Origin of the sequence: Pseudomaricurvus sp. HS19 (assembly GCF_009857815.1) — a bacterium.
GTDB lineage: Bacteria > Pseudomonadota > Gammaproteobacteria > Pseudomonadales > Cellvibrionaceae > Pseudomaricurvus.
This window is the reverse complement of sequence record NZ_WVVW01000001.1, coordinates 821254-836174: the sequence shown is the minus strand read 5'-3', so window position 1 is coordinate 836174 and position 14921 is coordinate 821254. Positions and strand designations below refer to the sequence as shown.

11 protein-coding genes are annotated in these 14921 nt (G+C 57.9%); 9 read left to right on the top strand and 2 right to left on the bottom strand.

The window, feature by feature from the left end; genetic code table 11:
* The first annotated feature begins 21 nt into the window (after positions 1-21).
* The gene (locus GSF27_RS03655) at positions 22-2220 is read left to right on the top strand and encodes a response regulator (RefSeq protein ID WP_160965804.1); all 2199 of its coding nucleotides are present in this window, start codon (positions 22-24) and stop codon (positions 2218-2220) included.
* A 119-nt stretch (positions 2221-2339) separates the two neighbouring features.
* On the opposite strand, the gene xthA is transcribed toward GSF27_RS03655, so the two are convergent.
* Both xthA and GSF27_RS03645 read right to left on the bottom strand, forming a co-directional pair.
* Positions 2340-3155: an exodeoxyribonuclease III gene (gene xthA / locus GSF27_RS03650; RefSeq protein ID WP_160965802.1), complete on the bottom strand. Its 816-nt coding sequence runs from the start codon at positions 3153-3155 to the stop codon at positions 2340-2342.
* Between the two features lie 75 nt (positions 3156-3230).
* Complete coding sequence (locus tag GSF27_RS03645) at positions 3231-5348, bottom strand: carboxy terminal-processing peptidase (RefSeq protein ID WP_160965800.1); 2118 nt, start codon at positions 5346-5348, stop codon at positions 3231-3233.
* Positions 5349-5712: 364 nt separating this feature from the next.
* Here GSF27_RS03645 and GSF27_RS03640 point away from each other — a divergent pair, with 364 nt between their 5' ends.
* The 8 genes from GSF27_RS03640 (at position 5713) to GSF27_RS03605 (ending at position 14638) form a co-directional block, all read left to right on the top strand.
* Entirely contained in the window at positions 5713-6354 is a 642-nt protein-coding gene (locus GSF27_RS03640) for a TetR/AcrR family transcriptional regulator (protein ID WP_160965798.1), read from the top strand.
* 61 nt (positions 6355-6415) lie between these two features.
* Positions 6416-7720 carry an MFS transporter gene (locus GSF27_RS03635; RefSeq protein ID WP_160965796.1) on the top strand — a complete coding sequence of 435 codons (1305 nt, stop codon included), beginning with the start codon at positions 6416-6418 and terminating at the stop codon, positions 7718-7720.
* Between the two features lie 247 nt (positions 7721-7967).
* Positions 7968-9200, top strand: coding sequence for a CaiB/BaiF CoA-transferase family protein (locus GSF27_RS03630; RefSeq protein WP_160965794.1), 1233 nt, complete (start codon positions 7968-7970; stop codon positions 9198-9200).
* Between the two features lie 81 nt (positions 9201-9281).
* Positions 9282-10040, top strand: a complete 759-nt coding sequence (locus tag GSF27_RS03625; RefSeq protein ID WP_160965792.1) for an SDR family NAD(P)-dependent oxidoreductase — start codon at positions 9282-9284, stop codon at positions 10038-10040.
* Between the two features lie 32 nt (positions 10041-10072).
* On the top strand, positions 10073-10480 hold the full coding sequence (locus GSF27_RS03620) for a nuclear transport factor 2 family protein (protein WP_160965790.1): 408 nt from the start codon (positions 10073-10075) through the stop codon (positions 10478-10480).
* A 149-nt stretch (positions 10481-10629) separates the two neighbouring features.
* A complete protein-coding gene (locus GSF27_RS03615) occupies positions 10630-12228 on the top strand; it encodes an SMP-30/gluconolactonase/LRE family protein (RefSeq protein ID WP_160965788.1) in 1599 nt (532 codons plus the stop codon).
* Between the two features lie 203 nt (positions 12229-12431).
* Positions 12432-13604 carry a MaoC family dehydratase N-terminal domain-containing protein gene (locus tag GSF27_RS03610; RefSeq protein ID WP_160965786.1) on the top strand — a complete coding sequence of 391 codons (1173 nt, stop codon included), beginning with the start codon at positions 12432-12434 and terminating at the stop codon, positions 13602-13604.
* 113 nt (positions 13605-13717) lie between these two features.
* Positions 13718-14638: an SDR family NAD(P)-dependent oxidoreductase gene (locus GSF27_RS03605; RefSeq protein WP_160965784.1), complete on the top strand. Its 921-nt coding sequence runs from the start codon at positions 13718-13720 to the stop codon at positions 14636-14638.
* The last annotated feature ends 283 nt before the right edge of the window (positions 14639-14921 follow it).

Sequence of the window (14921 nt, the reverse complement as noted above, 5' to 3'; positions counted from 1 at the left end):
CCCATCAGGCGGAGGACACTGGTGGCCCTTTTTCAGGCGCATAGCAAGGTTCAGAAAGATCGCAGCATCATGCGCGATACCGATGCCCGTATGGCGAAGTACAGTCGCCGCGGATTGACTCTTAATGTTCTCGCTTATCTTCTCTGTCTGGCTATCGGCTATCTGCGGGTATTGCACCCCACGCTGGCGGTAGTACTGACGATCGGTCTGATTGTGACAACCCTGATTCGTGCCTTCATCCTGGTACGTTTCGATAACCTCTATGCCGCAGGGCCCAGCCGCTGGCGCAACCTCTTTTTCGTGGCCACATTGCTCGGCGCGGCCTGGTGGAGTGTTATTCTCGTAACCCTCACCCTGACGTTGGGTATGGTTGGTGAAACCCCGCTGTTGTGGATGTACACCATCATTTTCTTCTCCACCACACTGCAGGTGACGTCGCCGTTCCAGCGCTTCAGCCGTCTCTACCTGACGATCGCTCTGCTACCGCCGACCATTGCAGCCTTCACGCTTAACAGTATTGAAGGCTATATGTACGGTGTGATCATGCTGGTGTTTGTACTCATGCTCAATCACCAGGTGGAAGTGCTGTGCAGTACCTATTGGGAGCGGCTGGAGGCCAACTTCGCCCTGCGGCAGAAGGCCCGTTCACTCGAGGCGGAGAAAAGAGACGTGGATGCGTCTGTGGATCTCAATACCCGTTTCCTCAACAGCCTCGGCCATGAACTGCGCACCTCACTAAACGATATTATTGGCGGCTTGTCGCTACTGGCGGACAGTCGTCTCACTCCGCAGCAGCAGGAATTGCTGGATCTGGCCCGAAAGTCCAGTGATCAGCAACTGGATCTGGTGAATAACATTGTCGACTTTTCCCAGATTAACGCGCGCAAGCTGATCCTGGACCAGAGTGGCTTCAGCGTGCGTACGCAGCTGGAGCAGTGGGTGCAGGAGCTGTCCAGCGATGCCCACCGGCAGGGGGTTGAGGTGGAAATGTCAGTGAGCGAAGAAGTGCCCTGGCGTGCCGAAGGCGATCCGGCGCGCATTGGTCAGGTTTTCAAGAGCCTGTTTGTCCATGCTGTTGCCTATTCCGATCAGGGTCGCTTGCAGGTGGAGCTGGACTTCAAGCGCAGCGGCGCTGACCGGGGCCTGCTGGAGGTCCTGATTATTGACCAGTTGGGAGATACCCCGGCCAGTGGCAGTGAGCCAGGCAGATCGGGCAAGCGTGACAGCAGTGGCGACGAGGGCCTGTGGTTTACGCTGTGCAAGGGTTTGTCCGAGTGCATGGACGGCAGCCTTGATATTGATCGTATCAGTGGTCGTGATACGCACTACCGTTTCTGTGTGCCGCTGCTGATTCAGGGACCGCAGCACACCGGCCTGGTGGCAAACCCGGGGCTGCAGAATCGGCGCCTGTTGCTGCTGGATAAACTTTTACCTGTCGCGGAACAGCACTGTCGCCTGATGCAGGACTGGGGCTTGCGGTTTGAGCGGGTGTCGGGCTTTGCGCAGGTGAGCGAGCACCTTCAGCCGCAGGAAGGTCGCAACCCGGTAGATCTCATTATGATTAATGTGCCGCAGCGGGAAGAGCCTGTGGCAGAGTTTCTGCAGGAATACCAGGCGCAAGCGGAGGTGCCGGAAGTGCCGATCCTGCTGTTGCTCTCTCACAGCCATCTCAATCAGCATGGGTTACAAAACCTGGTGGCAGCCAATCGCAACCTGCACTTTGTTTACCGGCCCCTGATGGAGCAGCCCTTTCACGACCTGCTGGCCCATCTTATTCTCGGTAAGCCCCTGGAAGCGAAAAGTGCCCGCAGCGAGCCTCGGCCGCAAGGTGGGGGCAGGGTATTGCTGGTGGATGATCACCGGGTTAACCAGATGGTGGGTGAGGGGATGCTCAGCAAGCTGGGATACAGCACGGTAATTGCCAATAACGGGCTGGAAGCACTGGAACTCTACCGCAGTGACCCGCCTGACCTGATCCTGATGGATTGTCATATGCCGGAGCTGGACGGATTCGAAACTGCTCGCCGTATCCGCGAGCTGGAAGACGTCCAGGACCTGCGTCGCACGCCTATTATTGCCATGACTGCTCATAGCGGTGACGGCGATCAGTCCAATTGCTTTGCTGCCGGTATGGATGACTATCTGCCCAAGCCTATCCGTCTCGAAGTACTGGAGGGGGTGTTGAGTCGCTGGACTGCGGGAGAGGTGGCGCCGGAGTAGGCCTCGTACCCGACGGCGATCCACTGCTGTCTGGCCTTGGTCAGTGCGCTGCAGCTGGTGTCAGGGCCCGTTGCGCAAGCAGCATGGCGTTGCCGTACGCTGCTCGCGGTTCTATCGTTTTACAGGTCGAAATCACTCCAGACCGGAGCGTGGTCTGACGGCTTGTCCATGCCCCGGATCTCATAATCCACACCGGCGGCGGTACATTTTGCCAGTAGCGGCTGTGACGCCATAATCAGGTCGATACGCAGGCCGCGACGCGGCTCCCTTTCGAAACCCTTGCTGCGGTAATCAAACCAGCTGAAGGCATCGTTCGCCTGCGGATGCAGGTGGCGGAAGGTGTCAGTCAGGCCCCACTGTTCCAGCCGCGATAACCACTCCCGCTCTTCAGGTTGAAAGCTGCACTTGCCGCTCTTCAGCCAGCGTTTGCGATTATCTTCGCCGATACCGATATCGAGGTCGGTTGGGGAGATGTTCATATCACCCATGACAATGACCGGCTCGCCGGGCTGGCAGTTGTCGTTGAGGTATTTGAGGGTCTGCTGGTAGAAGCGGCGCTTGTTGGGGAACTTCTCCGGGTGATTAACGGACTCGCCCTGGGGAAAATAGCCGTTGATCACTGTCAGCGGTTTACCCTCGGGCAGTTGCAGGCGGGCGGCCAGAAAGCGCTTTTGCTCTTCGTCACTGTCGCCGGGAAAGCCTTTCTGCACAGACAGTATGGGCAGCTTGCTCATCACCGCGACGCCATAGTGGGTCTTCTGGCCGATGTAGGCCAGTTGATAGCCCAGTGCCTCCAGCTCCTGCTGTGGGAATTCGTGATCCTGTACCTTGGTTTCCTGCAAGCCGATCACGGCCGGTTCGTGGGCGGTCACCAGGGCTTGCAGCTGGTGCAGGCGCTGACGCACGCTGTTGACGTTAAACGAGATAAATTTCATGGGTGTTGTTTCGCTGGTGCTGAGGGGTCTGAATGCTGAACCGGCGCTGTTGCAGCGCCGGTTCAGGGGAGTGGGTCAGAAGTCGGCAACCTGATCCGGTGGTTGCTTCTGTAGTGCGCCTATCATGTCGATGAGCACATACCCGGCTTCCGCCAGCAGTGGGTCATCTTCGGTGTGCAGATCCTTGTCACCGGCTTCTGCCATGCGCTCATCGGCGCGCTTTTCCTGGTCCTCTTCCAGCGCGTTGGCGCTTTCAAACAGCGGCAACCCCTTCACTTTGCGGCGCTGGTTCTCCAGCTCCAGGGCTTTATCCTCCAGCGCTTTCTGCTCGGCCCGTCGGGTTGCTTCGTTGAGGGAGAGCTGGGTGCGGCTTTTGTTGCTCCGCAGCTGCTCAAGCTGTTGCTGGATAAAGATAAAGTCGGGATCCTTTTCGCTGCGTGACTGATGCCTGGCGACAACTTGCGGCAACACTTTGTTCAGTGGGTAATAGGAGTCGTGTGGTACCGGGTGAATCTGGTCCCAGGGCAGGGCGGTCTCATAGGAGCTTTCACCCACTTCATCGATATCCACCAGCTGCGGGAAGGCCACATCCGGAATAACACCGCGGTGCTGGGTGCTGTCACCGGAAACCCGATAGAATTTGGATTCGGTGAGTTTCAGCTGGCCGCTCTCAACCGGCATGAGGGATTGCACGGTGCCCTTGCCGAAGGATTGGCTGCCCACAATCAGGCCGCGTTTATAGTCCTGGATAGCGCCGGCAAAAATCTCCGAAGCCGAGGCGCTGAGGCGATTGGTCAGCACCACCATGGGGCCACGGTAGACGGCGGGTTGCCGCGAGCGGTAGTTGCGGGAGATGCTCTGGGCGGTCTGGCGAATCTGTACCACCGGGCCCTGGTCAATAAACAGGTCGGTCAGTGTGGTGGCCTCCTGCAGTGAGCCGCCGCCGTTATTGCGCAAGTCGATGATAAGGCCGTCGATGTTCTCCTGGCGCAGCTCGGTCAGCAGGCGGTAAACGTCGCCGGTAGTGCTCTTGAAGTTGCGGTCGCCGCGGCGATAGGCCTCAAAGTCGATGTAGAAGGCGGGCACGTGTATGACGCCGATCTTGAACAGGTCCTGACCATCAGTCAGCTCTATTATGCCTTTTTTGGCGGCTTGCTCTTCCAGCTTCACTTTGTCGCGGCTGATAAGCACGATTTTGTTGTTGCTCTCATCGGCGGCCTCTACCGGCAGCACCTTGAGTCGCACCACCGTACCTTTGGGGCCGCGAATCAGGTCAACCACCTCGTCAAGGCGCCAGCCGACCACGTCCACCATTTCGCCATCCTTGCCCTGGCCGACACCAATGATCCGGTCTGCGGGTTTCAGGTCGCCCTGTTTTTCCGCCGGGCCGCCGCTGACAAGGCGCACGACCTTGGTCATTTCGTCTTCTGTTTGCAGTACAGCGCCAATGCCTTCGAGAGACAGGGACATGGAGATATTAAAGTTCTCTTCCGTTCGCGGTGCCAGGTAGCTGGTGTGTGGATCGTAGAGGATCGCCAGTGAGTTGATCAGGGTTTCGTAGACATCATCAGCACCGCGCTTGTCCAGGCGGGCCAGCTGGTTGCGGTAGCGGCGTAACAGGGTTTCGCGGGCCTTCTCCTGGGTCTGGTCAGAGAGGACCAGGCTGAGCATGCCGGCCTTAACGCGCTTGCGCCACTGTTCATCGGCTTCCTTGGCGGTTTTGGGCCAGTGAATGTTGTCCTCATCAATGGAGAGGAACTCATCCTGTGTGAAGTCGAATTTGAAGCCTGCGTCGGTTTCCAGCTTACTGATAATCCACTGCAGGCGTTCGCGGGCACGATTTTCGAAGGTGTTGAAAATCTCCTCGCCAGCATCCAGGTTGCCTGATTTCAGTTGGTCGTCCAGCTTGTCCCCGTAGCGCTTGCGGAACTGGTCCACGTCGGACTGGAGGAAGAATACCCGGGCAGGATCCAGTGCCTTCAGGTAGTTATCCAGCATCTGTTCGGAGAGCTTGTCGTCAAAGGGGAGGTTGCGGTAGTGGCGACTGCCCAGCTTGTCGATAATGTCGACGGTGGTTTGCTCCTGCAGTTGGCTGAACTGGATTTCGGCAAGGCTGGCCGTGGAGTGCAGGGCGGTAAAAATCAGGAAAGCGGAGGCGGCGGGTGCAAGAAGGCGGCGATATACAGATTGCATAGATCCCTATCTCAGGTTTTGAAGCCAATACCGGCTGCAGGTAATACCGCAGTCCGGCCCGGGTTAGACCCCACCGGAGCGGAAACATTCCCGATATCTATCGTTATGGTGTGATGAGCGAAAACTATAGCACACACCCTCCGTGCTTAGGGAAATGGTTGCTGCAGTTCGTGAAGCGCATCCTGCCAGAGGTGAGAGGGGCGGCAGGCGGGGTGGCGGGCTCAGGATGACTCTGTCTGATGTTGCTGTTGACTCTGCTCGTTCGGGAGTCGCCTCCCCTTTGGTCGAGTTGACATATGAGTCCGCAAGAGCACAAAATCGCCTGTTTGGACGTCAACACTGGTGATTATTGGGGGCACGTGGTTTGGCAAAGACCAGTAAACAGGCAACACGCGGGGCGATTCTGGAGGCGGCACGTACCGTTTTGGCCTCGGATGGCCCTGAGGCACTGAGTGTCTCCAAGGTAGCGCATCTGGCGGGTATTAACCGCGGCACCGCCTATCAGCATTTCAAAACCCGCGAAGACCTTATCAAGGCAACGGTGGAATCAGTGAGTGAGCAGCTGTTGTCTATCGCCTTTTCCGGGGTGGATCCGGAGAATCGCGAGGATTATACCCTGCGGGAGCGGGAGAGGGATATGTACCGCGTCATCGCCCAGATGGTGGAGTTCGCGGTTGAAAACCCGAACCTGGGTCGTATCTGGCTGTTTGAGTTGCTCTCTTCCGATGATCCGAGCCGCGACCGGTTTTTCCGTTACTTCAAAAATGCCACGCAGTCACTGGCTGATACCGGTTACAGTCAGGACGGCATTGATGTGGAAGCGTTGTCGGTGATTGTTCTGGGTGGTTATTTCCTCTGGTCCGAGTGGGTGCGGGCTCGTGCCAATACCGACGAGGAGCGCAAGGCTATGGGGGACCGTATGACGCGGGAGATGCTGCGTCTGTTCCTGCACGGCGTTGTCAAAACCGAAGATTTCCCCGGCCTCGAAGAGCAGCTCAAGTCGTAATAACCCGCTGTGGCGGCTCCGTCCCCGGGGGCGTCCGGCTGCCGGGTCACAGGAGAACCTGATGCAGAATCACAATAATAATCAGCCGGCAGCCGAAGCTGAATTCAGCTCCTCACCAGCCTACGCCAACTACGTGTTGGTGATGCTGTTTATCGTCTATGTCATCAACTTCATTGATCGCCAAATCCTGTCGGTATTCATAGGGCCTATTAAGGAAGAGTTTGGTATCTCGGACACCGCGGCCGGGCTGCTGGTGGGTTTTGCCTTCGCCTTGCTCTATACCCTTGCCGGTATTCCGATTGCCCGCTGGGCTGACCGCGGTAACCGCCGCAATATTATTGCGCTGGGGCTTGCGGTGTGGAGCGTCATGACTGTTGCCACCGGCTTCGCGAAAAACTTCACCCAGCTGTTTCTGGCCCGAATCGGAGTAGGGCTTGGTGAAGCCGCCGGCACGCCACCGGCGCACTCCATGATTGCCGACTATTTCCCTGTCAGTCGTCGCGCCACCGCCCTGGCTATCTACTCTTCGGGTGTTTTTGTCGGTGCTGGCATCGCCTATCTCGGCGGCGGTTATTTGCGGGAGTATTTCGACTGGCGTACCGCCTTCGTGCTGGTGGGTGTGCCGGGGGTGCTGTTCGCGCTGCTGGTGCGCTTTACCGTCAGGGAGCCGCCTCGCGGTTACTCCGAGCAGCGTGCCGGCTCCGGTCAGCAGTCCACCTTAAAAGAGACCCTCAATTTCCTGCTTGGCAGCAAGGCCTGGATCTACATGATCATCGGCGCCTCCTTCCTCTCTATTACCGGGTATGGGGTGCTGATGTGGGGCTATGAGTTCTATGGCCGTATCCACGGCATGTCGCCCATTGAGATAGGTCAGTGGATGGCGTTGATCGTGGGTGTCGGTGGGTGTGCCGGCACCATTCTGGGTGGCCGGTTGACGGACAAGCTGAACGAAATTCGTCCCTCGCTGGCGCTGGGAGTGCCGGCCCTGATTACCATGCTGGGCATGCCCCTGGGTGTGGTCTTCCTGCTGTCTGATTCAAAATTGCTGTCGCTGCTCTGCTTCTTCCCGTTCTACCTGATGCTGGATGTCTATATTCCTACCATGTACAGCGCCAACCAGAGCCTGGCCAAGCTGGAGATGCGGGCTACGGCATCGGCCGTGTTGCTGTTTGTGATTAACATTATCGGTGCCGGGGCAGGGCCCTTCTTCGTTGGGGCGCTCAGTGATCTGTTCGCCGACAGGTTCGGTACCGAGGGCATCCGCTACGCCCTGTTGAGTGTGGTGCTGGCCGGAGTGGTTGGCAGTGCCTTTTTCCTCCTCGCGGCGAAATACGTGCAGCAGGACCTGGCCCGGGCCAGCGATTGACGGAATCCGGCACCGCAACCGGGGCCGGGCCTTTCCTTATAGCTTTACCGCTTTTCAGATGCGGTCAGGCCTTGTCACAGGGGTTGCGGCAGCTTTGTCTCGGTCCTGCAAGTAAACAACACTGTTGACTGAATTTCCTTGAGATCGAACTTTGTTCGTGTATTATTGCTGGCTTCATTTCTCTGCGGTAATGGCTCTTTCGCACGCCTGTGAGATGAGCCGCCCTATTCAGGAAAGAGGATAACGAATGACCGATTCACAAGCTCTGCAGGGCGTCCGGGTACTGGACCTGACCCGTGTTCTTGCCGGACCTTTCTGTGGCCAGATTCTTGGCGATCTTGGCGCCGAAGTGATCAAAATTGAGCGTCCTGGCGTGGGCGATGACGGCCGCATGTACGGCTTTTCCGCGCTAAAGGACAAGGATGGTAACCCCACCCGCGAGTCGGCTTTCTACCTCACCGCAAACCGCAACAAGAAGTCCATCACCTGCAACCTCTCCAAGCCGGAAGGCCAGGACCTGGTGCGCAGGCTGGTGGCTGAGTGCGACGTGCTGATCGAGAACTACAAGGTCGGTAACCTGCAGCGTTATGGCCTCGATTACGACAGCCTGAAAGAGATCAACCCACGCCTCATCTACTGCTCCATCACCGGCTATGGCCAGACCGGCCCCATGGCCCCCAAACCCGGTTATGACGGCCTGTTCCAGGCCACCGGCGGCATGATGGCAGTCACCGGTATTCCTGCGGGTCAGCCCGGCGCCGGCCCCCTGAAAGCAGGCCCAAGCCTGGTGGATGTGTTTACCGGCCACAATGCCGCTCTGGCTATTCTCGGCGCCCTCAACCAGCGTCACACCACTGGCCAGGGTCAGTATATCGACGTGGCGCTGCTGGACTGCTCCGTGGCCATGGTCTCCCACATCATGCAGGACTTCCTGGTATCCGGTAACCCGCCACCGCGCCTCGGCAACGGCGGCAACGGCGGCGGTCCGGCTGACCTGATCAACTGTGCCGATGGCATCATCTACATCACCGCCGGTACCGACGAGCACTGGCGCCTGTTGACCGAGTTGATGGCGCGTCCGGATCTGTTTGACGATCCTCGCTTCAACACCAACCCCAAGCGTGGCACCAACCGCAATGAACTGGTGGCTATCATCAACCAGTGGAGTATGGGCTGGAAGGCGGCGGAACTGCTGGCCGCCCTGGACGGTATCGGTCTGCCGGCAGCGCGCTACAACGAGCTGCCTGATGTGTGGGAAGACGAACAGGTACAGCACCGCAACCTGAAAGTCACCGTGCCTCATCCCACCGCCGGTGAAGTGACCATGATTGCGAGCCCTCTGGCTTACATGTCCGGCTCCCCGGTAACCTATACAGCGCCGCCCACCATTGGTCAGCACACCGAAGAGCTGCTGGGTGAGGGACTGCTGAACCTGTCCGCTGAAGAGATCGGGCAACTGCGCGACGCCGGTATTATCTGACGTCCGTTGACAGAACTGCGAGAGAAGCCGGGGCCTGAGTGGTACCCGGCCGACACACCAACAGAAAGGGTAGAGTGAACCATGAAAGTAGCAATCATTACCGGAGCCGGCAGTGGTATTGGCCTGGCGACCGCCGTCAAGATGCACGAAATGGGTTATGCCGTGGTTGGCGTAGGCCGCGACCAGGGCAAGCTGGATACGCTGGTAAGCGAGCTGGGCAACAGTGATCGCATCGCCACCATCTCTGCAGACATTACTGCGGCTGACGCGCCGAAAGCGATTGTGGACTTTGCCCTGCAGCGTTTTGGCCAGATCAATTACCTGGTGAACAACGCCGGTATTGGCAGCCCCAAGCCCCTGCACGAAACCGATGATGAGACCTATGACTACTTCATGGACATCATGCTGCGTGCACCTTTCCGTCTCTGTCGTGAAGTGATCGGACACATGAACGATGGCGATGCCATCGTCAACATCACCTCTACCTACGCCCAGATCGGCGGCCGTCGCGGCGGCGCCTATTCAGCGGCCAAAGGCGGCCTGCGTTCCCTCACCGAGCACATGGCGTGTGAATACGGCCCGCAGGGTATCCGCTCCAACTGTGTGGCTCCCGGTGTGACCATGACCGACATGGTGAAAGATCGCATGAACGATAAAGCGTTCGTACGCACCAACGTACAGACCACGCCTTACCCACGCCTTGGTTCCGCCGAAGAGGTGGCCAGCACCATCGCCTTCCTTTGCAGCCCCGGCGCTGGCGCTATCAACGGCCAGACCGTTGTCGTGGACTGCGGCTGGACCGCTACCAAATACCTGGCCCCCGAAGTTCTGGCCCTGTAAACAATCGCCACTGTCATTCATAGGAGAAGACCATGAACAAGGGATCCGTTGAAGATCGTCTGGAAATCCGTGAGTTGATGGAGCAGTTTGCCCACGGTGCCATGACCCTGGATGGTGATTACTGGGGTGAGACCTGGGCGGAAGAGGGTTCCTGGAAACTGCCATCCATGGAGACTGCCGCCGTTGGCAAAGATGTGGTGAAAGCCGCCTTCAAAGAGAAGATGGCGTATGTTGATTACATCAGCATGATCTCTGTACCTGCCGATATCGTTGTGGATGGTGATCGCGCCACTGCCCGCTGCTTCTGTCGTGAGCTGATTTACCCGAAAGCGGGTGGCAAGGTCACTGTAGTCGGATATTTCGATGACGTGATGGTCAAGCGCGATGGCCGCTGGTTGTTTGTTTCCCGCGTTTACAACGTGATCGGCAAAGAGATGTGATCGCTTCTGTGGCTAACCCCGGGGCTGCGCTCGCTGAGCCGTTGCCTTCCGGGCTTGCTACAGGCTCCCGCGGCTCCGGCTCCAGGCAGGTAACCTCCTGTTCAGGCCAGTGAACCGCTAACAATAGTAATTATAAGGGAATTGCTTCTATGTCCTCAGATTCCGGTCGTTACATTGGCAGCCACAGCCCCGTAGTGGCAGAAGGCTGGCAGCTTAAGCGCCTGACTCAGCCGAGCCGCCTCTTCGGTGCCAACGGCATTCGCACCGGCGCCGATGGTCGTATCTATGTGGCCCAGGTGTCCGGCAGCCAGATCAGTGCCATCGACACCAACAGTGGCGTGATCGAAACCATCTCCCCTATGGGTGGCGCATTTGTAGCCCCGGATGACCTGGCCTTTGATGACCAGGGCAATCTCTTTGTTACCGAATTTACCGAAGGCCGCGTCAGTGTGCGTGAAGCCAACGGCAACGCCCGGGTCGTTTATGGCGATATGCCCGGTGCCAACCCCATTACTGTCTATAACGGTCGCCTGTTCGCCGGTGAGTGCCGTCCCGGTGGTCGCATCATGGAGCTGGACCTCTACGGCGGTGAGCCACGGGTGATCCTGGACAATGTGCCCATGCCCAACGCCATGGAAGTGGGACCGGACGGCAAGCTTTATATTCCCATTATGGGCATGAACGAAATCTGGCGTGTCAGCCTCGAAGGTGGCGCGCACGAAGTCGTCGCTACCGATCTCGGTGTGCCGGATTCGGTCAAATTTGATTCCCAGGGCTTTATTGTTTCCACCCAGGTGGCCAGTGGCCAGGTGCTGCGCATCAACCCCAACACCGGTGAGAAAACCGTGTTGGCCACTATCGCGCCGGGCCTGGACAACTGTACGTTTATTGGCGACCGCCTGTTCGTTTCCAGTATTTCGGGTCAGATCAATGAGGTGCTGGCCGGTGGCGAGTTGCGCTCACTGGTACACGACGGTCTGCAGTGGCCCATGGGTCTGGCGGTAGGCGACGATGGCCAGCTGTTTATTGCCGACGGTGGCTACACTTACCTGTTAACGCCGGGCGGCACACCACAGTGTATCGGTATGTTGTTTACACCCGGGTTCCCCGGCTTTAGCCGCGGGGTTATCGCTGATGGCCCGGGGCAGTTTATTGTCACCACCGGTAATGGCCAGGTCGCCAGCTGGCGTCCCGCCGAGCAGGTCAGTGAAGTACTGGCCGAAGGCTTCGATCGTCTCTACGGTCTGGCAAAGACCTCCGGTGGTGCTGTGATTTTTGTCGAAGGTGGTGCTGGCCGGGTGCTGCTGGTTGATGGTGGCAAGGTTGAAGAGCTCGCAACCGGACTGAACCACCCCATGGGCGTCGCGCTCACCAGCGATGGTACCTGTCTGGTATCGGAAGAGGGCGAGGGACGTGTCGTCAAGCTGACTTCTGGCGGTATGGAAACCCTGGTGGACGACCTGCAGAAGCCACAAGGTTTGTGGGTTGAGGGCGAGACACTCTACATCGTTGATGTTGGCAGTAAAGAGCTGGTTGCCTTTGATCTTGGCACTCACGCCCGTACCGTAATCGCCGCAGACCTGCCGGTTGGTGCGCCGGAAGGTGTAGTGCCGAAGTTTCTCAAGGCACTGCCTCCACTGACCGGCCCTATGGTGCCGTTTGCCGGCGTGACCGCTGGCGCCGACGGTACGCTGTATGTGGCCGGTGATGCGGACGGTACGGTTCTGGCTCTTAAGCCAGCCCGTTAATACAACAAGGTGGCAGTGAGGTAGATGGCAACAGGCCCGGCCTGTAAGTCATCAACTTTAACTGAATGCCTGGAATTACCGCCGGTGTTGGTGTGCGCCTTGCGCCACAAGGCACCGGGAATTTACGAGGTTACAGAGGCTTGTACTTGTACCTGCCAGGTCTGTAGTCAGACGCTTAACCGCTTTGATAGCTGGAGTTAGCCATGAGCAAAGTAATCCTGGATTGTTCCGATCTGGACAACTACATGGGTAAGCCGATTGCCCCGGCGCGCATGAAAGAAGCGCTGCACAACAACGATTTCCGTCGTTGGGTGCAGGCCATGCACTACCCCAACCTGATGCACTACGATCACGATTTTGCCAAAGAGGGCCGTTACGGTCGTCTGGTAGCGCCGCAGTCTTTCGCGGTTTCCTGCGATGATGGCCACGGTGCCGGTCCTGCCTGTGTGGGTCGCATCCCTGAGTCCCACCTGCTGTTCGGTGGTGATGAGTGGTGGTTCTACGGTCCAAAGATTTTCGGCGGTGATATGATTACCAACGAAAAAATTCCTTACGACTACGTGGTAAAAGAGACCGGCTTTGCGGGCCCGACCTGCTTCCAGCGCGGCGACAACAACTACTACAACCAGGACGGTGACTTCATCGCCAAGCAGCGTTCCACAGCGATCCGTTACAGCGCCGAAGCGGCACTGGAGATGGGTGGTGCGCCGAAAGAGTCCGACATGGCAGATCCCGAGTGGACTGACGAGGACCTGAAGAAGCTGGAAGACCAGAAGTACGAATACATCAAGATGATGCACGACCTGGGTCACGGCAAGCGTTACTGGGATGATTGCAATGTGGGCGACGAACTGCCGGTGCGTGTAATCGGCCCGCACAGCATTGCCAGCCTCACCACCGAGTGGCGCGCTTACCTGTTCACCATCTGGGGTGGTACACACCGTCCTGGCATCGACATGGAAGCCCTGGGCTTCACCAAGGAGATGGCCGGTCACGAGAATGACCCGGTGATGGAGCGTGACAACCCCGAGTGGACCGATGGTGCTTACTTCGGTCCTTCCCGTGGCCACCTGTTCCCACGTTACGCCCGTATGATCGGTATGCCACGTGCCTACGGCTACGGTGCATCCATGGGCGCCTGGGTACTGGATTACCTGGGTGGCTGGGCCGGCGAGTGGGGCATGGTTGTACACTGCAACACTTCCTACCGTGCACCGGCACTGACCGGTGATGCGACCTTCATGACCTCAAGCATCGTCGACAAGATGACTGATGAGCAGGGCCGCAACCTGGTGCAGGTAGACGTGAAGCTGAAAACCCAGCTTGGTGTCACCATTGCCACCGCTAAAGCTGAGATCGAGCTGCCTACCAAATAAGTAAGGCACGCTGATTTCAGTGACCCCAAAAACGGCGGCTACAGGCCGCCGTTTTTGCATAACAGGTTTTCATTCGGGTGTTGTACAAGGCCCGACTTTTCTGGAGAGTGAACATGTCCGAGAAACGATTTGATGGTCAGGTAGCGGTTATTACCGGTGCCGGTCGCGGCCTGGGTAAGGCTTACGCACTGTTGCTGGGTGCCAAGGGTGCCAAGGTAGTGGTAAACGACCTGGGTGGCAGCTTGCAGGGCGATGGTGTGGACGTTGGCCCGGCCCAGGAAGTGGTTAATGAAATTATCGCCGCTGGCGGTGAAGCCATTGCCAATACCGATAGCGTAGCCACTCCTGAAGGTGGGCAGGCCATTATCAATGCTGCTATCAACACCTGGGGCCGAATTGACATCCTCATTCACAACGCCGGCAATGTGCGTCCAGCTCTGATCCGTGACATGAGCTATGAGGATTTCAACTCGGTACTGGATGTACACCTGAAGGGTGCTTTCCATGTGGTTAAGCCCGCCATGCCGCTGATGTGCGATGCCGGGTATGGCCGCATTGTGCTGACGTCCTCCATCGGTGGTCTCTACGGCAACCACAAAGTCGTGAACTACGGCGTATCGAAAGCGGGCATGATCGGTCTGTGTAACGTTGCCGCGCTGGAAGGTGCCGAGCACAATGTGACCTGCAACCTGATCGTTCCTGGCGCGGTAACCCGTATGGCTGAAGGTATCGACGTTTCCGCTTATCCGCCCATGGGGCCGGAGCTGGTGGCGCCGGTGGTGGGCTGGTTGTCCCACGAATCCTGCTCGGTCTCTGGCGAAATGTTTGTTTCCATCGCCGGTCGTGTGGCCAAGGCGTTTATCGGTGAAACCGAAGGTGTTTACCAGCCCGAGTGGACCATCGACGATGTGGAGACGCAGCTGGAGAAGATTGGCGATACCACCAATCCATGGATCCTGCCGGTGGTACCTGCTGCCCACGTCGACCATATTCGTAACAGCTTTGCCATGGCGGTTAAGGGCTCCAAGTCCTGAATTAGTTCAGGCGCGACAGCCCTGATTCCAGGTGGCCACTGATGGCCGCCTGGATTCTTTCCCGCACTTTCAGCCGTAGTCTCTCCCGTTCTCAAATACTCCTTCAGTCATTGCAGATAATTCCCCGTATTTAGTTTTCAGTGCGCTCGCCGTCGCTGTTTCTTCCTTCCTGCTTAACAATTCCCAACATAACTTTGTCACACAAGACCCCGTAGCTACTGAGCTGGCGACAAAGCAGTCTGTATACTTTTTTCTGTTGCCTGCACTAACTCTGCGCCTGACC

Coding starts and splice junctions, on each gene's coding strand:
- GSF27_RS03635 (WP_160965796.1), top strand. CDS start 6,416: ATGCAGAATCACAATAATAATCAGCCGGCAGCCGAAGCTGAATTCAGC.
- xthA (WP_160965802.1), bottom strand. CDS start 3,155: ATGAAATTTATCTCGTTTAACGTCAACAGCGTGCGTCAGCGCCTGCAC.
- GSF27_RS03610 (WP_160965786.1), top strand. CDS start 12,432: ATGAGCAAAGTAATCCTGGATTGTTCCGATCTGGACAACTACATGGGT.
- GSF27_RS03630 (WP_160965794.1), top strand. CDS start 7,968: ATGACCGATTCACAAGCTCTGCAGGGCGTCCGGGTACTGGACCTGACC.
- GSF27_RS03620 (WP_160965790.1), top strand. CDS start 10,073: ATGAACAAGGGATCCGTTGAAGATCGTCTGGAAATCCGTGAGTTGATG.
- GSF27_RS03625 (WP_160965792.1), top strand. CDS start 9,282: ATGAAAGTAGCAATCATTACCGGAGCCGGCAGTGGTATTGGCCTGGCG.
- GSF27_RS03605 (WP_160965784.1), top strand. CDS start 13,718: ATGTCCGAGAAACGATTTGATGGTCAGGTAGCGGTTATTACCGGTGCC.
- GSF27_RS03645 (WP_160965800.1), bottom strand. CDS start 5,348: ATGCAATCTGTATATCGCCGCCTTCTTGCACCCGCCGCCTCCGCTTTC.
- GSF27_RS03615 (WP_160965788.1), top strand. CDS start 10,630: ATGTCCTCAGATTCCGGTCGTTACATTGGCAGCCACAGCCCCGTAGTG.